Here is a 21,899-nt window from a genome sequence, read left to right on the forward strand (position 1 = left end):
AGGCGCAACGCGCTGCTATATTAGAGGTCTCCGCGCGCCCCGACTTTGCTACGCGGTTGTGCTGCATCTTTCTGCAACTGGTGCTGCATGATAGCTGGGACGGGTGTTGTAGGTCCCCGGAATACGCAAACGCACTTGCAGCCCCTTTTATGAAAGGTCCGGCGACAGAATGACTTACATCAATCCATACAGAGCGGATCACGGCATTCTGTCTTCAGCCCCTAAAAAAAGGATTAATGATGCAAAATTCCGGCGCACTTGTTATCGATTTCAGCAAAGTCACACGCCATGATGTCGACCTTGTCGGCGGCAAGAACGCCTCTCTGGGCGAGATGATTGGCGCTTTGGGGCGCCAGGGAATACTTGTCCCGCCGGGCTTTGCAACAACGGCAGATGCATTTCGTCACTACCTGTCCGCCAACAATCTGGATGCAGTCATCGCTGCCGAACTCGACAAGCTGGCTGCCGGAAAGATCGAATTGCACCAGGCCGGTGAGACCATTCGCACTCTTATTCTGGGCGGCGATTGGCCCAAGGAAACCGCCAACGCGATCCTGACCCACTACAGAAACCTCGGGCAAACGCAGGGGGATGAAAATGTCCCTGTCGCGGTGCGCTCAAGCGCCACTGCCGAGGATTTGCCGGATGCGAGTTTTGCGGGCCAGCAGGAAACCTTTCTCAACGTGACCGGAGAAGCGGCCCTCCTGAACGCCTGCCGCAAATGCTACGCGTCTCTCTTTACGGATCGGGCGATCTCTTATCGGCAGATTCAGGGCTTCTCTCACACCCAAGTGGCGCTTTCGGTAGGTGTACAGCTGATGGTGCGCGCTGATACCGGCGGATCGGGCGTCATGTTCTCTATTGATACGGAGACGGGATTCCCCGATGCGGTGCTGATCAATGCCGCCTGGGGCCTGGGGGAAAATGTCGTGCAGGGCGCTGTCGATCCGGATGAGTATCAGGTCTTCAAACCGTTTCTAGACAAGACCGATCTGACCCCCATTCTCGAAAAACGCCTCGGCGGCAAAGAGATCAAGATGATCCAGAATTCTTCAGGTGCGCCGCGCAATGTGCCGACCTCGAAGGCCGAAAGGCAGCAATATGTGCTGAGTGATGCCGAAATCCTGACCCTCGCCCGCCAGGCCCGCATCATTGAAGATCATTATGGCCACCCGATGGATATGGAATGGGCGCGCGATGGTAAGACCGGGACACTTTACATCGTGCAGGCCAGACCGGAGACAGTGCAGTCCCGCAGCACGCATTTGTCGCTGAAATCCTATGCCGTGCAATCACCGGGCAAGATACTTCTGACTGGCCTCAGCGTTGGCGACGCCGCCGTGGCCGGACGTGTGAGCGTCATCGAGAGCGCCGCGGACATCGACCGGTTTGTCGATGGATCCGTATTGGTGACCTCCACGACAGATCCCGACTGGGTACCAATCATGAAACGCGCGGCGGCCATCGTAACAGACCATGGCGGCCGGACGTCACATGCCGCGATCATCAGCCGGGAGCTCGGTCTGCCAGCAATCGTAGGATGCGGAGACGCCACGCATATCCTGCACGACGGACAGGATGTGACCGTCTCCTGCGCGGGCGGGGAGGAAGGCGTGGTGAGTGAAGGGGTGTCGGAGATCAAGGTGACCGAAGAAGCGCTGGCAGACCTGCCGCAGACGCGCACGAATGTGATGCTCAATCTGGCCAACCCTTCGGCTGCATTGCGGTGGTGGCGTTTGCCGACCAAGGGCGTGGGTCTGGCGCGGATGGAGTTCGTCATCAACAACGCGGTGCGCGTGCACCCGATGGCGCTGGTGAACTTCGACGCCATCGGCGATCCGGCGGTGCGGTCAGAGATCGAGGCGCTGACACTGGGCTACGATAACAAGCCCGCTTATTTCGTGGACCGTCTGGCGCGCGGACTGTCCCGCATCGCGGCCTTTTGCTATCCCCGGCCCGTCATTGTGCGGATGAGCGATTTCAAGACAAACGAATACGCCGATCTTCTGGGGGGGCGGGATTTCGAGCCACATGAGGAAAACCCGATGATCGGGTTTCGCGGTGCGTCGCGCTATTACTCTGACAATTACAGGGACGGGTTTGCCCTTGAGTGTCAGGCCATTGCACGCCTGCGGGGAGAAATCGGCTTTGACAATGTGATCGTCATGATCCCCTTCTGCCGAACACCCCAAGAGGCAGACCGCGTGCTTGGTGTGATGGCAAAGCACGGGCTGAAGCGCGGTGGCGATGGGCTGGAGATCTATGTAATGTGTGAAATTCCCTCCAACGTGGTGCGCGCGGGGGAGTTCGCAGAACGCTTTGACGGTTTTTCAATAGGGTCGAATGACCTGACGCAGCTGACCTTGGGGATCGACCGCGATTCAGAAGAGCTTGCAGCACTGTTTCGCGAGGATGACCCGGCGGTTCTGTGGATGATCGAAACCGTCATTCGTGAGGCACATGCAGCCGGTTCAAAGGTCGGCTTTTGCGGTCAGGCACCCAGCAACGACCCCTCCTTCGCGCAGCGACTGGTGAGCTATGGCATCGACAGCATCTCTGTCACACCGGACAGTTTCATCAAGGTGCTGCGCAACGTCGCCAAAGCCGAAGAAGATCAGAATACTTCGACCTGACATCGCGGGGACAAGCGCCTCCACAGCGGCAAGCGGCTTTGTTGCGTTGATGATTTTGGGTACGGGGATTGCACTTTTGGCGTGGTTTACGCGGCATTTTTGAACAAGCTTTCAACAGATGCGATGTCGTTCAAGACGCCAGGCGCGTTGTTGGCGAAGGGGCCTTTCTTGATTGCCCGGAACCCGTCGCGCTTTGTCGAGGCTTGGGCCTTTACCGATAACCCGGTCGATATCTCCATCGGGGTGTCCAATTTCGACGCGGCGCACATGGCTGCCGAAGCACTTCTTGCCAAACAGTCGGGCGCAGTGGCCTTTGCTGCCCGGAGGCTCGGCTACGCGATCGAACGCCATCGGGAAGATGGTTACCGAACGGCCGTGTCTGATGTCGCACAGGATCCTATCGTCTATACAGTCGAAGCCGTCAGACCGGCCTTTGCTGCCGGCGCAGAGCTGATGCGCCAGGTGATGGGTGACGACCGCGTGAAATCCGTCCTGTTTGCGGGCGACGTCATTGCCGTCGGGGCACTCTTCGAGGCACAACGCATGGGTGTTTCCGTTCCCCAAGATCTCGAGATTTGCGGAATTGGAAATTACGAAATCGGCGCTCATTGCGTCCCATCCCTCAGCACGGTTTCCATTCCATCCTTCGAAGTCGGGAAGAGGACGGTTGAGGCCTTTTTCGACGAGACCGGAAGCTCAAAACTGAGTTCAAAACTGATCTTTCGCGAAAGTGCATCACTCTAAGCCGTCGCAAGTACAGCTCCATATGGGGTCCAATTATCGTTACCGGCTGAGTGGTGGTTACTGTTGTACTGTCGAATTCACCTTCGGCTGCTTGAGAGCAACTGGCAAAGAGGATTTTGTTAGATGCCATGCAATCTGCAAGTACCGACGCGCATTCTGCCTCGTGTTCAAAGACGTAGAGGCGACTTGCAAACGGTATTCATTTGAGATGACTACAGCAAACGCCCGACGTCTCCGAGCTTAATCGTCCCGCCTTCAACGACTTCAGCGTAGATTCCCATATCCAGGTGCCCTTCGTTTTGTCGAAGCAATCTTGGAACATTCAGGTCTCTCTTGGCGGTGTCCGGGTTCACCTCAGTCGCGGCACAGCGTCTTGTACGCAATAGAACTCGCAGTCGCGCGGTACCCAAGGTCAAGTCACGACCGACAGCGGCGAGCTCCGCCCAAGGCTTCCAGCCCTCAACCTCAATGTTCATGCGGAAACGGCGCGTATCGACCGGTTCACCAATGTCGGCGGCGAAGGCCGCGACACTGTCGCGAGACAGAATTGAGACCGAATTCATCAGGTCTGGCGAGACAACAGACACATCCGTGAAGCGATGCGGATCGGACCTCACAAGCGTCGGCGTCTCGGCCAAATCGAGCCGCTCGCGCACGAAATCCGCTGCCGCAGCGCGATCGGGCGCGTCCACCAAAGAAAAGCACTCCTCCACATCGCCATCGCGGATCGACAGCACCTCGCCTTCCAGCTGCGTCTGGAGGCGGGCGAGCCCGGCCTCCCGCAGCAATACGACGAACCGATCTTTTGGCAAGGGCTTCGGGTCGGCGGGATCGAACCCGCTGCCGGGCCGAGCAAAGCCCCACCGACGGTCGCCCGCGATACCCTGACCCTGGACTAATTCCACGGCATTCAGCCGCTCGGCTGTCATACCCTTCACCGGAAAACGTGCCAAAGACATGATCCGCCCGATCATCTCAGCGCCCTTTCGACAACGGCGGCACATCCCAACAAGTCGAGATCCCGGCCGGGGTGACCCAACAGCTCAATTCCAAGAGGGCGAGCATCGAAGCCTTCAATCGGTAACGAAATGGCTGGGGCACCAGCCAAGCATGCCACCGGCGCGCGCTCAGTAAGCAACGGGAATAGCGGGTGCACGACCCCGTCGATGTCTACTTCAGTCGTACCCAAAGGCGGCGCAGCAATCGGGACAGTCGGATAGATCAATCCGTCCAACCCCTCCATCGATTGAGAAAGTACTCTCCGGACCCGCTCCATGCCGGCGCCCTGCAACTCTGCAAGCGTGGCATCGTCCCTCTCGTCGGTCGCAACAGCGCGGAAGACATCAGCCACATCCGGGCTGGCAATGCGTTCTGACAAGTCGGCAAACTCCATTTCCAAGCACTTTGCCAAAAACGGCTGCCACCAGCGTCGTACCTCTGCAATTACAACAGGAAACGCCACCGCCTTGACCGCGTCAGTCAATCCAGGCGCGACCCGGTCTTCGACAATGGCACCGCCGTCTGCGAGATGGTCGAGCATACGGTCTGCAACATAACGCACACGGGTGTCAAGATCAGTCCAAAAGGGATCCTTGATGCGCCCTAAGCGCAATCCCTCAAGCCCCGCTGGCTCAAGGCACAGAACCTCACCAGCAAGCACGGCGTCGAGCTTCGCTACGGAGGCAACATCGCTGGCCATCGCGCTTACTGTATCGAGCGATGGCGAAAGGTTGAGCACACCGCCCGCTGGATATCGGCCCGTGCTCGGTCGCAATCCGACCACACCACAGAATGCTGCCGGCAGCCGCCCGGATCCGCCCGTATCGGTGCCAAGGCCAATGCCGGCCAGACCGCGGGCGATGGCCGCGGCGGTACCGCCGGACGAGCCACCCGCTATACCGCCAAAAGGACTTTCAACAGCACCGTAAGCCGCATTGTCCGACGTGATGCCAAACGCCAGTTCGTGCATATTCGCCTGTCCGATGACGGTAGCACCTGCATCCAACGCACGTGCGACCGTCGGCGCGGTATCCTCAGCAATCACCCGGTCTAGCGCGGGGGAAGCTCCGTCCCATGGCTGGCCCAAAACCGCGATATTGGCCTTCATCGCCAGTGTTTCACCTGCGAGGGGACCCGCGATAGCCCCCTCGATATACACCTGGCGAATAAGGGCTGTCATTCGGCAGCCACCGGCGCCTCGACCCGTCCCAGAATACGGGCAGCGTCGGTCATCATCTCTTCGACAATTTCCGCGGCCGGGAGGATATCGCGCACCAGGCCTACACCCTGCCCCATCAGCCAGGCCATCTCCTCGAAATCGCCCGTGGTCTCAGGCGTCGGTAAGATCACGTCGAAGCGCCGCTTTTCATGCGGTTGACCCAGAAAGGTCGTCTGCCCAATCACTGGCTCAGCGGAGCGTTCCATTGGGACATCCTCCAATCGGCCCTCGAATTGATCAACCGGGCGTACCCGCATCAGACGCATAGGGTTGAAATCCGGCATCTCGGGTCCGAACACGCCCGACCGCGTGGTGTCCGCGCCCTTCGCGGCCACAAGGCGGCGGTGGTGCTCAGGGTGAACCCAGGCCTCTTCGGCTGCGACAAGCCGCGTGCCGACCCACACACCATCTGCCCCTAGCGCCAGCGCCGCCGCTACGCCACGTCCATCCGCTATCCCACCTGATCCCAGCACCATCGCTCGATCGCCCAGCGCATCCACCATGGCAGGGATCAGTGCCATGGATCCCATTCCACCGTAATTGTGGCCACCAGCTTCCCACCCTTGCGCAACTATGACATCAGCACCCAGCTCGACGGCCTTTTCGCCGTCTTCTACTGTGCCGACCTGAACCCAGATATCGGCCCCAGAATCCTTCAGCCGCTTGATCTGGTCCTCAGGCGGCAAGCCCCAATGAAATGAGGCCACGGGGACGTGCTCACTCGCGGTGGCGCGCACTTGATCCTCGTTTCCGAAGCACGTGATGAAGTTGATATTATAGGGCGTGCCCGCGTCGCGCAGCCGGGCGATGTGTTCACGCAACTCATCGGGCGGCAAAAAGCCTACGCCGATCGCCCCGATGCCGCCGCCGCGCCCCACGGCTAGGGCGAGTTCAGGCTTTTCACCGGCAAATGCCATTCCAGCTTGCGTGAAGGGATAGCGAACGCCATACCTTTCGGTCAGTCGAGTACCAATTCCTACCATGATATCCTCCGTATCGCTGATGTTGCGACAGGATGGCACAGGCGGTTTGGACTATTGCGCCGAAGTTTTGGACAATCGTGCGCCGCGCCATTCACGCGGGCTTTGGCCGTGCGCACGTTTGAAGACACGAGTAAAATACGCTGTATCGCGAAACCCTGCGCGCGCGGCAACCTGCGAAATCGGAAGCCCGCCCGTCTCGAGCAGGCGACGTGCTGTCACCATCCTTGCAGCTTCGATACGCATACCCACACTCTGCCCCGTGCCGTGAAATAGTGCATGAAGGCGACGTTCACTAACACCGAAGGCCGCGGCGAGTGGACTGGCAGATAGGTTCGGATCGTTGTGCCGTCGAGCAATATGCGCCTCGACTGCTGCACGCAGGACCGAAGGATCGTTGGGCATTTGTTCTTCTTCAACCGAGGCTGCAAGTTGAAGGGTGCTCAGGATCTGCATCATCAACGAGTCGCCATTCTCGGGCAAGGCGCGCGCCAAACGCGCGAGCCCCACAAGAACGGCTGCTATCTCCCGTCCCACGGCGCTATTCGAAAGTGCGATGGGTCCGAGAGACAAATCCTTGGGAAGTACCCGCGAGGGTATCGCAATCGAGATCAGCTCGAAAGGGGCAGTGTGGTGGATTTGATAGGGATCCGATGTTGGAACAAGACAAAGATCCATCGGCGATACTGACCATTGCCCCCGACCGATCGAAACCGCCCCGCGCCCGGCAACCTGCAGATTGGCGAACACCATATCTTGCCGGGCGCGGGCCGCATGCTCTTTCCTGCGGATCACTCTGTGCGCATCGGCGGCCACGCGGCTGACCTGCAAATCTCCGGCTCGGACTTGATCAACGCATCCACCAAATACTCCTGAGACACCAACGGCCTCTGCGTCTAGCCGCACAAAGGCCCGCGCCAACCCTTCTTGCCAACGGTACAACGCATCACGTTGCGAACCTGGATGAACAACCCAACAACCCATGATGCAACCCTAGTACTGACCAGTTGGTTTGGCGAGTCGCCCCTAAGAAAGGTTGATGGAAATTGCGCACGGGTCGCATTATCCGAAAGCTTGAAAGACCATCTAGCGTCCAAGCTAACTGCAGATTCCTCAACACCAGATCCCAGCATCCTGGAGCCTCGGAGTAACGATAACTGTAAATTACCGTTACCGCCCTGCCCTACAGTCGATCGCATCGCTCCGGGTAATGATAAACGAGAATTGTCATGACCAACTGGGCGCAACTGGCGACGCGGTCGCATGGTTGCGGCAATGGCAAAGTTATCGTGACACCACGCTAGGATCGAATTCGCTTTTTGGCTTCGGAGGGCAACTTGCAGAATGTTTGGCCAACTCTTCGAGTGCGTTGAGCGCCCACTCTACGCATCAGTGCGTACGGCTCACAGGGGCTTCGAAATACCATGTCGAGCGGGCGAAATCGCGTCGACATCGAAGCCGGCTTGGTCGATCGCACGCTTGAGCAAAAGGTCGGCAGCAAGCTTGGCGAGCGCCGGCGCCATCATGATGCCGTAGCCTCTCTGGGCGGCTAGCCAGAGGAAGTCCGGAATGTGGCGGTCGAAACCCACAACCGGGGCCTCGTCGGCCACGAAACTGCGCAAACCGGCCCAGGAATGCGAAATCCGACGCACCGGGATCAGCGTTTCGGTTTCGATCCAGTGGGCGAGGTGGGCGATATCGAGTTCCTCGGGTCGCACGTCCTGAGGGGTGGTCGGCGTCGCGTCGCCGGGCGAGGCCATGAGCTTGCCCGCATCGGGTTTGATGTAGGCCCCCGACGTTGCGAAATCGACGGCGGGGCTGGCCGCGAGGTCAAGCCCGCCGGGTGCATCAATAATGATGCCCGTGCAGCGCATGGGCACAAGCCCGATCCGTTGCGCCCCGGCGAGGGTCCCGATCTCGTCTGCCCAAGCCCCTGCAGCATTGACGATTGTTTTCGCCCGGTAGATCTGATGTTTGGTTTTGACCTCCCAGACCCTCTTCTGATGCAAAAGGCTGAACACCGCTTCACCGGTCGCGATGGTGCCGCTACGCCGCCGGATGCCCTTGAGATAGCCCTGATGTAGGCCCGCAACATCGATATCGGTGACGTTCGCTTCGTACACCGCGCCGACGATCCGCTACGGTTTCAGATAGGGCGCCAAATCCAGGGCCTCTTCTGCGGTAATCTCGATCACATCCTCATTGGGTTCCGACAGGGCCAGAAGGGTCGGCAGTTGATCCAAGCTGTTCGCGTCAGCCACGGTCAGCGCGCCGCGCGGCGTCAGAAGGGGCGTATCGCAGAAACCGTCCGGCGGCGATGCGAAGAAGGGCGCGCTGGCGGCGTTGATCTGACGTACGACAGCGCCGCCGTAATTCCGCGTGAAGAGCGCGGCGGACCGGCCTGTGCTGTGGTAGCCAAGCGAGGTCTCGGCCTCCAGAACGAGAACCGAGCCCGCATCGGCGAGCTCATAAGCCACCGACGCGCCGGAAATGCCACCGCCGATCACGAGAAAATCATGGATCATGCCGGTCGAGCCCTCTTTTGCGACGCCGACTTCTCGATAGGCCGGAACGCTACAAGGTGCTCATCCATGCTAAATTGCAAGAAAAATGAATTTTATTGACTTGATAAAAGTTTTCTTTCTTACTTGCATCAACTGACAGGAAACCTTTCATGTCCAAGCCCTTGCGCGATCGCCTGACCGAGGCGCTGCAAACCGCTTCAAAAGCGGATCGCGCGCTTGCGAATTACATGCTGTCGGATATGGGGGGCCTGCCCTTTGAGACGGCTGCCAGTCTGGCCTCCAAGGTCGAGGTCAGCGAACCGACCGTGGGCCGCTTTTGCCGGTCAATCGGCTATGAAGGATTCAAGGACCTTAAGAGAAATCTCAAGAACGACATGGGTGATCAGCCGTGGTTGATTGGTGACCGTTTGCGCGATCTGCAGGAACGCACCAGGGCCGGAGAGGATCAGCTGACACGCGGGCTTGAGCTGGAAATGGCAGCGCTCGTAGCCGTCTACGAGGCCGCCCACAGGCCAGAATGGCAGGGCGCCGTGACGCGTTTGGCCACGGCAAGACAGGTTTTCGCCGCGGGCTTCCAGACCGAGCGCGGCATGGCGCAGATCTTCGTCAATCAACTGCAGTACATTCGTGACGGCGTGCACCTGATGGATCTCGCAAGCGGCAATTTCGCCGAGCTTTTGGCGATGGATGGCGATGACGCCGCGCTCGTGATCTTCGAGGCGCGCCGCTATTCACGCCACGCCCGGATGCTCGCTGAAGACGCGAAGGCCGCCGGCATCCCCGTCACACTCATCACCGACCCCTATTGCGACTGGGGTCATGCCGTATCGGACGAGATGTTCGTCGTGCCCACAGCGGTCAACCTGTTCTGGGAATCGACCGCGCAGATGGCGAGCCTCGCCAATCTGCTGGTCAACGGCGTGTTTCTGGAACTTGGCCCCGAGGTCGAGGCCCGGATGAGCAAATTCGCCCAACTCTACGGACGCTTCACCGGCCATGTCGGCGATGCACCCCATCTGCGTGCGGAGGGCCGCCGCACCACGTAAATCTGCCAAAACACATATAACAGGGAAATCTGCCATGCGATATTCGACCAAGACCCAGCTTCTGACAGGATCGGCTATCGTAGCAGCCGGTCTTCTGTTGTCCTCCAATGCCATGGCGCAGGACGTGACGATCGCGTTTTCCGCAAGCGAACTCGGCGCGACCGCCTATAATCCGGTCGCCGCAAGCAACCTGAACACTGCCACATCGCTGATCTATGACCGGTTGGTGGAACAGGATGCCGACCAATCCTACCATCCCCACCTCGCCACCGCATGGGAGGAAACGCCTGATGGCATGGCCTGGACCTTTACCCTGCTCGACGGCGTCACGTTCCATGACGACACGCCGTTCAACGCCGAAGCCGTCCAGACCTGGATCGCGAGCTATGCAGGCACGGAAAACGAGTATCTGGTGGAGGCCATCGGCTCGGTCGACGTGATCGACGATCTGACGGTGCGTTTCAACATGGACCGGCCTGAGCCGAATCTGCTTTACAATCTTGCAAGCGCCTTTATGGGCGTGCCCTCACCCACGGCCTATGCCGCGTTGGGCGAGGATTTCGGGGTGACGGCGGCTGTCGGTACCGGCCCGTATGAGTTGCAGAGCTTCGAAATCGGGTTGGAAACCGTCCTTGTACGCAACGAGGATTACATTTGGGGCTCCGACCTGTCGGAAAACACCGGCCCCGGCCATATCGAAACCTTCACCTTCCGCGAGATCCCCGATCAGTCGACTGCGTTTCTGGAGCTGCGCACCGGCGGCATCGACCTGCTTCTGGGTGTGCCGACGGATTTCCTGCAAATCCTCGAAGCCGAGGCGAATATCCAGGTCATCCAGATGCCTGGCACCGGGATCAGCTACATGCCGATCAACGTGACCGCGCCGCCCTTTGACGACATTCGAGTACGGCAGGCCACCAGTATGGCGATCGATCAGGATTCCATCGTGGCCGCGGTTTATGGCGGTGTCGGTGCTCCGGCGCGGAACTTCCTGATTTCCTCCCTGCCCGAGGCCGATGTCAACCCGAGCCTCAACATCATGTACGACCCCGCCCGCGCGGGCGAACTTCTCGACGAAGCGGGTTGGATGATGGGGGACGACGGTGTGCGCGTGAAGGATGGGGAGCGGTTGTCGGTCGACCTCTTCACCGCCAACAGCACCGAATTTACCAGGCTGACCCAAGTCGTGCAGGCGCAACTGGCCGAGATCGGGATGGAGGCAACCATCACCGTCTTCGACAGTTCCACCATCCGCGACGAATACCGCCGCAATGCCCACCAGCTTGCGGTGCGGGCCTATGACTGGAACAACTCCGACATTCTCGACTGGTTCTTCAGCGGCAATCGCCTCGGCTATCCCAACGTGTCGATGTGGGAGGACGCGGAAGGTCAGCGTCTCAACGATGTGGCCATGACCGAGAGCGCCACGGCGGCCGAGCGGATTGCGAATTTCACCGCATATCATGAATATGTGCTCAGCCAGCACCTCTTCGTGCCGATCTATCAGCCGACCCAGAACATTGCCTTTAACAGCACCCGGATATCGGTGCCCGATCCGGTGCGCGGCTCGCGGTTCCGGCAGCAGTCGTTCATGGACATCCAGATCGTCGAATAAGTCTCTGAACTCCGAAGAAAGGAGGCACCGGGATGATCCTCAGATACACGTTTCAGCGTTTGCTGATGCTGATCCCGGTGTCCTTCTCGATCTCGGTGGTGATCTTCATGATCGTCTACTTGCTGCCGGGCGATCCGATCGACAATCTGCTGCGCGTGGGATCCTCGGCCGAGGACCGGGCCGAACTGGTGGCGCGCTACGGCCTAGACCGCAGCCTGTTCGTTCAGTACTTCGTCTGGATCGGCAACATGTTCCGGGGCGAGTTCGGGGACGCCATCGTTCTGCGCCGCCCCGTCGCCGATCTGGTGGCGCAGAACCTGCCCTACAGCCTGACGCTCGGCGGGCTGGCCTTTCTCTTCTCGTCGACGGTTGGCATGGCGCTCGGCACGATTTCGGCCATCGTGCGCCAACCGGTGCTGGACCGTTTGATGCGGGGCTTCATTTTGCTTGGTTCAACCGTGCCGGGCTTCTGGCTGGCGCTTCTGCTGATCCTGTTCTTCTCGGTCAATCTGGGCTGGTTTCCAGTGTCTGGCGCGGGCGGCTGGCAGGCGTTGGTCCTGCCGGTCTTGACCATCGGCTTTGGCGGTGTGGCCCTTGTGGCGCGGGTCACGCGGGTTGCGCTGCTGGATGCCCAACGCGAGGATTTCGTGACGCTGCTCCATGCCAAAGGCCTGTCCTCGGGCACGATTCTGTTCCGCCATCTGATGCCCCATGCCCTGCTGCCGGTGGTGACGATCCTGGCGCTCCGCATCGGCTGGATCCTCGGCGGCGCGGTCACGGTGGAGTTTGTCTTCGGTCGTCCCGGCCTCGGCTCGCTTCTGATCCGCGCCTTGGGCCAGCGCGACTATCCGGTCGTGCAAGCCTGCCTGCTGATGCTGGCACTGGCCGTCATGCTCGGCACCTTAATCGGCGATGTGGCTCAAGCCGCCATGGACCCCCGTATTCGAGAGAAGAAATCGTGAGAGTTTCCGCAATGGCCAGCCGTTCGCTCGACGCGTTTGCGCGGATGAGCATCGGACGTGCCTTCGCCTCGGGTGTCGGGATGGTGGCCGGTGGTTTCCTGATCCTGCTGGTCCTGGTCGCCATCTTCGCGCCCTGGATCGCGCCCTTTGACTATGCCGCGCAGAACCTGATGAACGCCAATGCCGCCCCTGGCTGGCCGCATCTACTTGGCACGGACGAGTTCGGGCGGGACGTGCTGTCCCGCGTGATCCATGGCGCGCGCACGTCGCTTTCGGTCAGCGCCACGGCCATCGCCATTTCTATGGCCGCAGGCATGACGCTCGGGGCGGCGGCGGGCTATTTCGGCGGATTTTTCGAGCGAGCCGTCATGACCATCGTGGACCTGACATGGTCCTTCCCCGACATCCTGATCGCGCTCATTTTCGTGGCCATCATCGGGCCGGGTCTGACCTCAACCACCTTCGCCATCGCCATTGCGTACCTGGCGCAATTCACCCGCTTGACCCGCGCCCAGATCGTGCGTCTGAAACGCGAGACCTTCATCGAAGCCACGATCAACCTTGGCGCCAAGCCCTCGCATATTCTGCTGAAACACCTGATGCCCAACGCGATAGCGCCGGTGATCGTGGTCGGCATGCTGGCGATTGGCGACGGGATCGTGCTTGAGGCGACGCTTGGTTTTTTCGGCCTCGGTGCGCAGCCACCCACGCCAAGCTGGGGGGCGATGATGTCATCGGGGACCGCGCAGCTGTTTCTGAGCCCCTGGGTCATCATCTTTCCCGGTTTAGCCGTCGCCGTCACCGTCATCGCGGTGAACCTGTTCGGGGACGAACTGATCCGCGCGCTCGATATCCGCGACCGGCTCAGAGGAGCGTGACCATGCTCAGCGTCCGAGATCTGGGTGTGGCCTTCGGTATGGTTCAGCCCCTTTCAGGCGTCAGCTTTTCCGTGGGCAAGGGCGAGACGCTGGGAATCGTGGGCGAAAGCGGGTCCGGCAAGTCGCTCACGGCGATGAGTGTCATGGGTCTTTTGCCGCTCAGCGGCGGGCGGATCACCGGCGGCACGGTGGAGTTCGACGGCCAGGATCTGACCAAATTGCCCGAACGCGCCTATCGCAAACTGCGCGGCGGTCGGATCGGGTTGATCACCCAGAACCCAATGACCTCTCTCGACCCGCTGAAAAAGATCGGCCCGCAGGTGGATGACGTCGCCAAGCTGCATCTTGGCCTTGATGCCGCTGCTGCCCGTGCCCGGACCGAGGAGATCCTCGGCACGCTCCGTATCCCAGAACCGGCGCTGATCTGCGACCGGTATCCGCATCAGATGTCGGGCGGCATGAAACAGCGGATCGTCATCGCCATGGCGCTGACCGCCGACCCGGATGTGCTGATCGCCGATGAACCGACCACGGCGCTGGACGTGACGGTGCAGGCGCAGATCATTCGGCTGCTCGACGATCTGGTGAAAGACCGTGATCTGGCACTGGTACTGATCACCCATGACATGAGCGTCGTGGCACAGACCTGCGACAAGGTCGTGGTGATGTATGCGGGCCGCGCGGTGGAACACGGGCCCGTCGAGGCGATTTTCGATCACCCGCGCCATCCCTATACCCAGGCGCTGATCGGCTGCATCCCGCGCGGGCTCGTCGAGGCCAAACGCCTGACCGGCATCGAAGGCACCGTCCCCACGGTCGTGAACTACCCCGATGGCTGCCCGTTCCATCCGCGCTGCCCCCGGGCGCAGGCGGTCTGCGCAACCGAGCCGCCAGCGTTTTCCGTCGCGGGCGACAGCGCCGCGGCCTGCCACTTCGCGGAGGTGGCCCATGCCGAACCTGCTTGAAGTCCGCGATCTGTCCAAACGGTTCACCAGCGCAGGCGGCCCGTTCCGCAAGGCGCGGTCCATGCACGCGGTCAATGGCGTCTCATTCGACCTGCCAGAGCGTCGGGTGATCGGCATCGTGGGGGAATCCGGTTGCGGCAAGTCCACGCTTGCCCGTCTGATCCTGCGCCTGATCGAACCGTCGGGCGGCGCGGTGACCTTCGACGGGGACGACCTGCTGGCCAAATCGCCCGCGCAGATGCGCAAGCTGCGGGCCCGGATGCAGATGGTGTTCCAGGATCCCTATTCCGCCATCGATCCGCGCTATACGCTGATCCGGGCCGTGGCCGAGCCGTTCGAGGTTCAAGGCGTCACCCCCGAAAAACCCATGGCCGAAGAAGTCGCCGAACTGCTGGAGATGGTCGGGCTGAACCCCGGCCTCGCCACCAGCTATCCGCATCAGATCTCTGGCGGGCAGAAACAGCGCGTCGGCATCGCGCGGGCGCTGGCGCTGCGGCCATCGCTTTTGGTGCTGGATGAGCCGACCGCCTCGCTCGACGTCTCGGTCCAGGCGCAGATCATCGGCCTGTTGGAGGACCTGCGTGCCGAGCTTGGCCTGACATATCTGTTCATTTCCCACGATCTCAGCCTGGTGAAGTATTTCTGCGACGAGATTCTCGTGATGTATCTGGGCCGGGCGGTCGAGGCCTTGCCCGACACCGCCGCGCCCGCGCGGCATCCTTATACAAGAACGTTGATGGAAAGCACCTTCGAGCCCGACCCGAAGAAACGCCGCCTGATCGCCCCCCTGGAGGGCGAGGTGCCAAGCCCCTTCGACCTGCCCCCCGGTTGCGCCTTCGCCGACCGGTGCCCCAATGCCAGCGGGCTGTGTCGCACCGAAACACCCGCCCTCTCGACCGAGACCGGTCATGCTGTGGCCTGTCACCATCCAATCTGACCAAGAAGGACACCGGATTTGGGGTTCAATATACTTTCCGCTGAAATCTCCCACGAGACCAACACGTTCAACATCCGGCCCACCGACCTGCAAGCCTTTCGCGACCGCTACCTGCTGGATGGACCGGCGGCGATCGGGGCTAAGGGCGCCAAGAATACCGAACTGGCCGGGCTGCTGGACGTCGGCCGGGCTTATGACTGGGCTATCACGCATGTGATCAGTGCCGCCGCCGGGCCGGGCGGACGTGTGACGCGCACGGCTTTTGAGACTCTGCTGGCCCCGCTGCTTGACGCCGCCGTGCAGGGCGGTTGGGACGGCGTCTTCCTGATCCTGCACGGAGCGATGGTCACCGAAGACCATGACGACGGCGAAGGTGAGATCCTGCGCCGCCTGCGCGAGGTGATCGGCCCCGACCTGCCCGTTGCCGTCACGCTCGATCCGCATGCCAATGTCACCGGCGCGATGTGCGATCTGGCCCAGATCCTCGTCTCCTTCACCACGTATCCACATGTAGATGTCCGCGCCACGGGACGGCGCACAGCGGAACTGCTGCAGCGCACGATGGCCGGAGAGATCCGTCCGCGCACATACCGCACCCATCGGCCCATGTTGGAAGAGGTCAATGGCGGGCGCACCGATATCGGCCCGATGATAGATCGCCACGCGATGGCCCGCGCGTTCGAGGCCCGTCAGGACGTCTATGCGATTAGCATCAACGGCGGCTTCCCCTGCGCCGATATCGCCGAAGTCGGTCCGACCGTTCTGGTGACGGGAGCGGGCGAAACCGCGCATCTGACGGCGATGGCCGACGAGTTGGCTGACGACATCTGGGCGCGGCGCCACGAGGCCTTCAACCCCTATCTGAGCCCAACAGAAGCCGCCGAAATCGCGCGGGGCTGGCGGGCTGGCGGCGGCCCGCTGGTTATCGCCGACTACGCAGACAATCCGGGCTCGGGCGCCTATGGAGACGCCCCCGCGCTTTTGCTGGCGCTTCTGGAGGCTGAAATCGAGAACGCATGTTTTGGACCGCTGATTGACGCCGAAGCCGCGGCGGCACTGCAGGACAAGCCCATCGGCAGGGATGTAAACCTCGCCATCGGCGGCAAGACCGCGCCCGAATTCGGCGGCGGGCCGCTGGACTTAACCGGCACGGTGACGTGGCGCGGCGAAGGCCGTGTTGTCGGCGACGGTCCGATCCTTGGTGGACAGGAACGCAGTTTCGGGCCGACTGCGGTGCTGCGGGTGGCGGGCATCGACGTGCTGATCGTCTCCATCGCGCACCAGATGCTCGACCTCCAACAATTCCGCGCTTTCGGGATCGACCCCGCATCGAAGTCCGTCGTTGCCCTTAAATCCATGCAGCATTTTCGCGCCGCCTTCACGCCTATTGCAGGGCGGATCATCGTCTGTGACACCGGTGCGCTTTGCACGACGCGATACGACCTGTTGCCCTACAAGAACGTGCCGCGGCCGATCTTTCCGCTGGACAAGGGCACGGCAGTCTAAACTCCAAAACCCGAGGTTCACTTGGCAATCAATGGATTGAGTTGCGGACTACTGGCCCAAAAGATTGAAGACTCGCTTGGAGACAGGCGCAACTATGTCGCAGTGGACTTCCTAGAGCAAGGCTGGCCAATGCCTGAAGGTCTGCGCGATCCTCGGAAGCGCGATCCTCTCAAGTTCACTTTGGAAGATTGGCCAAAGGCGAAGCGAACAGGCCTCGACCCTAAACAAACCAAAGCTCTTCTACGGGAATGTTGTAATATCTCAGATAGTCCCGAGAGCTTCGAAGCGGCGCTGCGTGAGAAAGGGTTCTGGCTTGCGCATGGTGATCGACGCAACTTCGTCGCGGTCAGCTGGAACGGCCAGGCCCACTCAATGTCCCGCGCCTGCAGTGTGAAAGTCAAAGAACTGAAATCATGGCTGGGCGATCCTCATCAATTGCGATCTGTGGACGACACCAAGGCATTTATCGGTGCACTTCCGACTCCGAAGCTCAAGGCATGGGCAGAGGACGCACATGCCAAGGCGAAACATGCCAGCCTTACCCTTCAGTTCCAGCGAGAACAGATTGTCGAGCGACACAGAAAGGCGCGCGCGCAAATGAAAGATGCCCAAGAGGCGCGCCGCATCGCCGAAGAGCAAAAGCGCGCCGCGCGAACCCCGCGCGGTCTGCGTAACCTTCTGTGACAGGAATGATCCGGCCATCTTCGACGTGGAGTTCGATATGGTCAAAGTCAGATTTCCAGCGGCGTTTGCGGTAGGTGATCTCTATCTGGACACTGTCCCAGATGATCTGGGAAGTCATGGGGGCGCTCATGCGCGCCCCGCTTCGTTTGTTGTGTCCGGTGCATCTTCCAGCGGGAGGCGGAGGACGATCCGGCCATTGATCGGGCAGGTTTCAAGTTGAAGCGTGTAGCCGCGCCTGTCTTTGTGCTTTCATGCTGCTCCGACCTTGGTCCAGAAGGATTTCTCAGCCCTTTGGGTGACGTGCCATGCCAGATAGTCCGGCGCATTGATCTGTGGGCTTTGGTTCGTGTTTTCGCGTGCCATGTTGTTTCTCCTTTGCTTGGGGCTTGCTTGCTAACGCCCTCCCGATAAGCCGGAGGCAAAGGATCAGGGTGCATGTTCAACACGGCTGGCGTAGCCAGGTGGTGCGGGCAGAACATTGAAGACTGAGCCGCATCCGGCTAGGGATTTTAGGGCTCTTGTTGCAAGCAAGCCCCAAGCAAGGCTGGAAACTCTGGCCTTCAGAAATTGCGGCCTGTCCAGTGAGCATCGCCGCAGTTCAATCTTGGTGTTGCGCCGTCATCCCCTCATGAGAATTTCGATGCAGAAAGAGCAAGAGTAGCGCAGAATTTACCGGCGAGGCTGGCAAATGCATGCTGAACAGCTTCGTCTGTCGTCCGATCAAGCATTCCGCCTGCTGAATAAGCCTGAACAAATCGAAGTGGCGAGCCTCAAGCGCATCACTCCCCTGTGTCACAAGATCGTTTGCCGAACCATCAGCGCCTTCACTGGCCGATGATTTTCTTGTGTCCGGGCCGAAAGGCCCTGAGTGTTTCGGGGCCTCCTTGAAATAAGAGGAGGATTGCCATGAAACTCGTCTCACGATTTGAAGCGGCATCCCGCAGTACGGCAGAATTGCACGGTCTTCTGACCAAGGCCTTCAACGCCTTTGCAGCCGCTCCGCGCGGTAGCGATCAGCGCCGCGATGCTCTGGCATCGATGCGCAATATCGAGGATGAACTGGCTACCCGTTCGCCAAGCATCTGATCTTTTTGCGGCCGGCCACTCGGTCAGCCGCATTTCTTTGTCATCCAGTTGGACGCCTTTCAGGCACTCATGATCTTCAGATCATACTTTATATTTATGCGCCATAGATCATAATCAATCTTTATGCCCTACAGATCATATTGACATTTTATGATTTAAGGATCATACTGGGTCTAAGGAGTCACAGATGAAGAACCTGGCACGCACACCAAATGATATCGGGCACGCCATCCGCCAAGCCCGCAAGGCAAAAAAGCTGACGCAGAAAGAGCTCGCTGAACGCAGCGGCGTCTGGCAAGAGACTATTTCCAAGGTTGAGAACGGTTTGTCTGGCACCAAGCTGGAAACCGTTTTCGACATCTTTGCCGCGCTTGATCTTGAGATTCTGGTGCAAGGCCGCAGCAAGGGCTCGGCTGAAAGCTTCGAGGACATCTTTTAAGGATGGGACGCAAACGAATCTATCCGCCGCTGAATGTTTTTTTGAACGCGCGCCATGTTGGCCAGCTTTTGCGGGAAAGCACGGGCGCGATCAGCTTTGTCTATGATCAGGACTGGCTGGCATGGGAGCACCGGCTCCCCGTTTCACTTTCCCTGCCGCTGCGTGAAGATCGCTATATCGGCGCGCCTGTCATGGCCGTTTTCGAAAATTTGCTACCGGATAATGACGGTATCAGGCGGCGCGTCGCCGAGCGCGTTGGCGCTGCTGGCACGGACGCCTATAGCCTGCTGAGTGAAATTGGCCGCGATTGTGTTGGCGCGCTGCAATTTTTGCCAGACGGCGAAGAGCCGCAAGACGCTGACGATCTCACCGGCCATCCTGTCAGTGAGACGGACATCGAGGCACTGCTGGGTGAGCTGGATGTCGCACCGCTCGGTATCAGGAGAGAAAAGGACTTCCGGATATCGGTGGCAGGAGCGCAGGAAAAAACCGCCCTGCTTTGGCATGAGGGCAAATGGTTTGAGCCTTCGGGCACCACACCGACAACGCACATTATCAAACCGCAGATCGGGCGGCTCCCAAACGGCATGGATTTGTCGAACAGCGTCGAAAATGAATATTTATGCCTGAAACTGATGGAAGGTTTTGGCCTTCGTGCCGCAAATGTCGAGATGGCCAGTTTCGGCGCGCGCAAGGCTCTTGTTGTTGAGCGGTTTGACCGACTCTGGACGAGGGATGGCCGCCTCATCCGCTTGCCGCAAGAAGACTGCGCACAAGCGCTATCGGTGCCGCCAACCCAGAAATATCAGAATGAGGGCGGGCCAGGCATCGCTGAAATCATGGGGCTCTTGCGCGGGAGCGATGAAGCCACCCAAGATCGGTTGGATTTCTTCAAAGCCAATATCCTGTTTTGGCTAACCGGCGCGACCGATGGCCATGCCAAGAATTTCAGCCTCGCCCTGATGCCAAGCGGTCGTTTCAGGCTGACGCCATTTTATGACGTGCTGACCGTTCAACCGACATTGGATGCAAACCAGCTGAATAGAAAAGACTTCAAGCTCGCGATGCGCTTTGGCAAGTCCAATCACTACAAGGTCGGTGATATCATCGGGCGGCATATCATGGAAACGGGCGTAGAGTCCGGCCTATCCCGAAAAGCTATCGCCGACATTTTTGAAAACATCCACGCATCGGCAGAAGCCGCGATGGATAAAACTTTCGCTGCACTTCCCGCAGGATTCCCAGATGTGCTTGTCAAATCAATCCGCAGCGCGGTCTTGGACCGACTGCGCCAACTCAAACCTTGAGCACGCGATCAAGGCTTGCATGAAAGGTGTTTTGCTCGACCTGATTGAGCAAATCCGTATAAATCCAAATCATGGGTTTTCCGCCCGCCACATGGCGGGCGAAATTTTGTGCCATTGAAGCCGACTTATGCGGCGGCTCCTTGCCTTTCTTCCTCAACAGAAGGCTGGCACCCATGCAGAAAATCAGCTGCGCGCTGTGCATGGGCAGCGGCGGAAAAAATCACCCGCTTATCTTCTTTCAAGACCTTCAACCAGCTCTGAATATAGGCCGCGTGATCGGTGCGCACCTCTGGGGTCAATTCTAGATTGGTACAAAGAAATGCTGCGTCAAGTTCCGCAAAAAGTTCCTCGCGCATAGCGGTGCGCTCGTTACAGGTCTTTGTGTAGCGTCTGCACTTCGAGACCTGGCAGCGCTGGCGCAAAACGTGCATCGAACCTTCCGCGCCATGCGCCCCAAATTGAGCAACGCTTCTGCAAGCTGGCTGACAAAACGTCAGGCCCGTAAAGCTGGCCTTGCCAAAACAGATGGTCTGTTTCTCGGCATCGCGGACGGCCAGCCTCTGTTTTTATCAGACGGCGTTCACGGATTGATCTGCGCACCTGCGCGAAAAGGCAAGACAACCAGCTTTGTCATGCCTGCGATTATTCAAGACTTCGGCGCATCCAAAATCGTGGCCGACATGATAGGTGATCTAGCTGCTCAGACGAGTGAACTGATTACCACGGGGCCCGATCAGGACGTCATTATCCTAAACCCTGCCCACAAATTCGATCTGGGCAACGCCGCTTATAACCCGATGCAGATCATTCTGGATGATCTGGAACACGCGAAAGAGGACTTGATTTCCGATGCATGGTCGATGGCAATGCAGCTTGTCTCTCAACTTGCCGCCAATTCGAGCTCTGAAGGTAGGCTATCAGGAAATTTCACTCTGGCGAAAGGTCGTAGCGGCCAATCCGCTGCATGGCGGCACGCAGTTCTTAGGACGGGTGAAACTGAATATCAACGGTGGTAGTGCAGCTGCAACTCGCTTCGGAACGCGCATGGTTAAACGCGCAAAGCGCGCGCTGCTACGCCCCCTATTTGCTGCGCTTGGCCTACTTTCGCCGTCAAGGCAAGCTGCTGGCCCCGCTGCGCTTGTTGTTGTCATTCTGACGCTGGGCCTTCCGCATTTGAGGGTTCAGTACACAGCAAGCCATAGCTGGTGCCGTTATGTCGGTCTTCCGGTCGTATCGGAGTCCTTCGATACCTGAAGGTGACTGGCTGGGGCTGGTTCTATCTGTCGACCATCCTCGATGACTACAGCCGCTACATCGTGGCGTGGAAGCTCTGCACAACGATGAAAGCCGGGGATGTCACCGACACATTGGAGG

Annotated in this window: 19 protein-coding genes and 2 pseudogenes; 15 read left to right on the forward strand and 6 right to left on the reverse strand. The window is 59.6% G+C overall.

Features of this window, described 5'->3' with window-relative positions:
• Positions 1 to 239: 239 nt before the first annotated feature.
• Positions 240 to 2,633: a phosphoenolpyruvate synthase gene (gene ppsA, locus H7847_RS05685; protein ID WP_227268417.1), complete on the forward strand. Its 2,394-nt coding sequence runs from the start codon at positions 240 to 242 to the stop codon at positions 2,631 to 2,633.
• Positions 2,634 to 2,732: 99 nt separating this feature from the next.
• Positions 2,733 to 3,377: a substrate-binding domain-containing protein gene (locus H7847_RS05690; RefSeq protein WP_227268418.1), complete on the forward strand. Its 645-nt coding sequence runs from the start codon at positions 2,733 to 2,735 to the stop codon at positions 3,375 to 3,377.
• Between the two features lie 212 nt (positions 3,378 to 3,589).
• Here H7847_RS05690 and H7847_RS05695 read toward each other — a convergent pair whose 3' ends face one another.
• From H7847_RS05695 to H7847_RS05715, 5 genes and pseudogenes are all read right to left on the reverse strand, one after another.
• The gene (locus tag H7847_RS05695) at positions 3,590 to 4,351 is read right to left on the reverse strand and encodes an MOSC domain-containing protein (protein WP_227268419.1); all 762 of its coding nucleotides are present in this window, start codon (positions 4,349 to 4,351) and stop codon (positions 3,590 to 3,592) included.
• Positions 4,348 to 5,556: an amidase family protein gene (locus tag H7847_RS05700; RefSeq protein WP_227268420.1), complete on the reverse strand. Its 1,209-nt coding sequence runs from the start codon at positions 5,554 to 5,556 to the stop codon at positions 4,348 to 4,350. Before H7847_RS05700 ends, H7847_RS05695 begins: the two co-directional genes overlap by 4 nt.
• Positions 5,553 to 6,578: an NAD(P)H-dependent flavin oxidoreductase gene (locus tag H7847_RS05705; protein ID WP_227268421.1), complete on the reverse strand. Its 1,026-nt coding sequence runs from the start codon at positions 6,576 to 6,578 to the stop codon at positions 5,553 to 5,555. Before H7847_RS05705 ends, H7847_RS05700 begins: the two co-directional genes overlap by 4 nt.
• Positions 6,579 to 6,629: 51 nt before the next feature.
• Complete coding sequence (locus H7847_RS05710; protein ID WP_227268422.1) at positions 6,630 to 7,559, reverse strand: AraC family transcriptional regulator; 930 nt, start codon at positions 7,557 to 7,559, stop codon at positions 6,630 to 6,632.
• A 419-nt stretch (positions 7,560 to 7,978) separates the two neighbouring features.
• A pseudogene (locus tag H7847_RS05715) lies at positions 7,979 to 9,100 on the reverse strand (NAD(P)/FAD-dependent oxidoreductase).
• A 149-nt stretch (positions 9,101 to 9,249) separates the two neighbouring features.
• Here H7847_RS05715 and H7847_RS05720 point away from each other — a divergent pair.
• The 11 genes from H7847_RS05720 (at position 9,250) to H7847_RS05770 (ending at position 20,525) form a co-directional block, all read left to right on the forward strand.
• On the forward strand, positions 9,250 to 10,146 hold the full coding sequence (locus tag H7847_RS05720; RefSeq protein WP_227268423.1) for a MurR/RpiR family transcriptional regulator: 897 nt from the start codon (positions 9,250 to 9,252) through the stop codon (positions 10,144 to 10,146).
• Positions 10,147 to 10,180: 34 nt separating this feature from the next.
• A complete protein-coding gene (locus H7847_RS05725) occupies positions 10,181 to 11,761 on the forward strand; it encodes an ABC transporter substrate-binding protein (protein ID WP_227268424.1) in 1,581 nt (526 codons plus the stop codon).
• A 32-nt stretch (positions 11,762 to 11,793) separates the two neighbouring features.
• On the forward strand, positions 11,794 to 12,723 hold the full coding sequence (locus H7847_RS05730; RefSeq protein ID WP_227268425.1) for an ABC transporter permease: 930 nt from the start codon (positions 11,794 to 11,796) through the stop codon (positions 12,721 to 12,723).
• Positions 12,720 to 13,601, forward strand: coding sequence for an ABC transporter permease (locus H7847_RS05735; protein ID WP_227268426.1), 882 nt, complete (start codon positions 12,720 to 12,722; stop codon positions 13,599 to 13,601). Before H7847_RS05730 ends, H7847_RS05735 begins: the two co-directional genes overlap by 4 nt.
• Before the next feature lie 2 nt (positions 13,602 to 13,603).
• On the forward strand, positions 13,604 to 14,566 hold the full coding sequence (locus H7847_RS05740; RefSeq protein ID WP_227268427.1) for an ABC transporter ATP-binding protein: 963 nt from the start codon (positions 13,604 to 13,606) through the stop codon (positions 14,564 to 14,566).
• Positions 14,550 to 15,503 carry an ABC transporter ATP-binding protein gene (locus H7847_RS05745; RefSeq protein ID WP_227268428.1) on the forward strand — a complete coding sequence of 318 codons (954 nt, stop codon included), beginning with the start codon at positions 14,550 to 14,552 and terminating at the stop codon, positions 15,501 to 15,503. The genes H7847_RS05740 and H7847_RS05745 overlap by 17 nt, the downstream gene beginning before the upstream one ends.
• A gap of 18 nt (positions 15,504 to 15,521) precedes the next feature.
• On the forward strand, positions 15,522 to 17,009 hold the full coding sequence (locus H7847_RS05750) for a M81 family metallopeptidase (RefSeq protein WP_227268429.1): 1,488 nt from the start codon (positions 15,522 to 15,524) through the stop codon (positions 17,007 to 17,009).
• Positions 17,010 to 17,030: 21 nt separating this feature from the next.
• On the forward strand, positions 17,031 to 17,693 hold the full coding sequence (locus H7847_RS05755) for a hypothetical protein (RefSeq protein WP_227268430.1): 663 nt from the start codon (positions 17,031 to 17,033) through the stop codon (positions 17,691 to 17,693).
• Between the two features lie 906 nt (positions 17,694 to 18,599).
• The gene (locus H7847_RS05760) at positions 18,600 to 18,779 is read left to right on the forward strand and encodes a hypothetical protein (protein ID WP_073200850.1); all 180 of its coding nucleotides are present in this window, start codon (positions 18,600 to 18,602) and stop codon (positions 18,777 to 18,779) included.
• A gap of 187 nt (positions 18,780 to 18,966) precedes the next feature.
• Complete coding sequence (locus tag H7847_RS05765; protein ID WP_227268431.1) at positions 18,967 to 19,218, forward strand: helix-turn-helix domain-containing protein; 252 nt, start codon at positions 18,967 to 18,969, stop codon at positions 19,216 to 19,218.
• A 2-nt stretch (positions 19,219 to 19,220) separates the two neighbouring features.
• Positions 19,221 to 20,525 carry a type II toxin-antitoxin system HipA family toxin gene (locus H7847_RS05770; protein ID WP_227268432.1) on the forward strand — a complete coding sequence of 435 codons (1,305 nt, stop codon included), beginning with the start codon at positions 19,221 to 19,223 and terminating at the stop codon, positions 20,523 to 20,525.
• Positions 20,526 to 20,650: 125 nt separating this feature from the next.
• Here the strand turns inward: H7847_RS05770 and H7847_RS05775 are convergent, their stop codons facing one another.
• Complete coding sequence (locus H7847_RS05775; RefSeq protein WP_319799750.1) at positions 20,651 to 20,956, reverse strand: zincin-like metallopeptidase domain-containing protein; 306 nt, start codon at positions 20,954 to 20,956, stop codon at positions 20,651 to 20,653.
• Here H7847_RS05775 and H7847_RS05780 point away from each other — a divergent pair.
• Entirely contained in the window at positions 20,951 to 21,541 is a 591-nt protein-coding gene (locus tag H7847_RS05780; protein WP_227268433.1) for a type IV secretory system conjugative DNA transfer family protein, read from the forward strand. The two genes, H7847_RS05775 and H7847_RS05780, sit on opposite strands and share 6 nt — an antisense overlap.
• A gap of 231 nt (positions 21,542 to 21,772) precedes the next feature.
• Positions 21,773 to 21,899, forward strand: a pseudogene (locus H7847_RS05785) (DDE-type integrase/transposase/recombinase); the annotation flags it as partial.

This window comes from Roseobacter weihaiensis (genome assembly GCF_020622345.1).
Lineage (GTDB): Bacteria > Pseudomonadota > Alphaproteobacteria > Rhodobacterales > Rhodobacteraceae > Roseobacter > Roseobacter weihaiensis.

Bases quoted from the DNA above. Each gene is read 5' to 3' on its own strand.
- H7847_RS05710 (WP_227268422.1), bottom strand. From the start codon at position 7,559: ATGGGTTGTTGGGTTGTTCATCCAGGTTCGCAACGTGATGCGTTGTAC.
- ppsA (WP_227268417.1), top strand. From the start codon at position 240: ATGCAAAATTCCGGCGCACTTGTTATCGATTTCAGCAAAGTCACACGC.
- H7847_RS05740 (WP_227268427.1), top strand. From the start codon at position 13,604: ATGCTCAGCGTCCGAGATCTGGGTGTGGCCTTCGGTATGGTTCAGCCC.
- H7847_RS05705 (WP_227268421.1), bottom strand. From the start codon at position 6,578: ATGGTAGGAATTGGTACTCGACTGACCGAAAGGTATGGCGTTCGCTAT.
- H7847_RS05695 (WP_227268419.1), bottom strand. From the start codon at position 4,351: ATGATCGGGCGGATCATGTCTTTGGCACGTTTTCCGGTGAAGGGTATG.
- H7847_RS05725 (WP_227268424.1), top strand. From the start codon at position 10,181: ATGCGATATTCGACCAAGACCCAGCTTCTGACAGGATCGGCTATCGTA.
- H7847_RS05770 (WP_227268432.1), top strand. From the start codon at position 19,221: ATGGGACGCAAACGAATCTATCCGCCGCTGAATGTTTTTTTGAACGCG.
- H7847_RS05775 (WP_319799750.1), bottom strand. From the start codon at position 20,956: ATGCACGTTTTGCGCCAGCGCTGCCAGGTCTCGAAGTGCAGACGCTAC.
- H7847_RS05730 (WP_227268425.1), top strand. From the start codon at position 11,794: ATGATCCTCAGATACACGTTTCAGCGTTTGCTGATGCTGATCCCGGTG.
- H7847_RS05745 (WP_227268428.1), top strand. From the start codon at position 14,550: ATGCCGAACCTGCTTGAAGTCCGCGATCTGTCCAAACGGTTCACCAGC.
- H7847_RS05720 (WP_227268423.1), top strand. From the start codon at position 9,250: ATGTCCAAGCCCTTGCGCGATCGCCTGACCGAGGCGCTGCAAACCGCT.
- H7847_RS05700 (WP_227268420.1), bottom strand. From the start codon at position 5,556: ATGACAGCCCTTATTCGCCAGGTGTATATCGAGGGGGCTATCGCGGGT.
- H7847_RS05760 (WP_073200850.1), top strand. From the start codon at position 18,600: ATGAAACTCGTCTCACGATTTGAAGCGGCATCCCGCAGTACGGCAGAA.
- H7847_RS05765 (WP_227268431.1), top strand. From the start codon at position 18,967: ATGAAGAACCTGGCACGCACACCAAATGATATCGGGCACGCCATCCGC.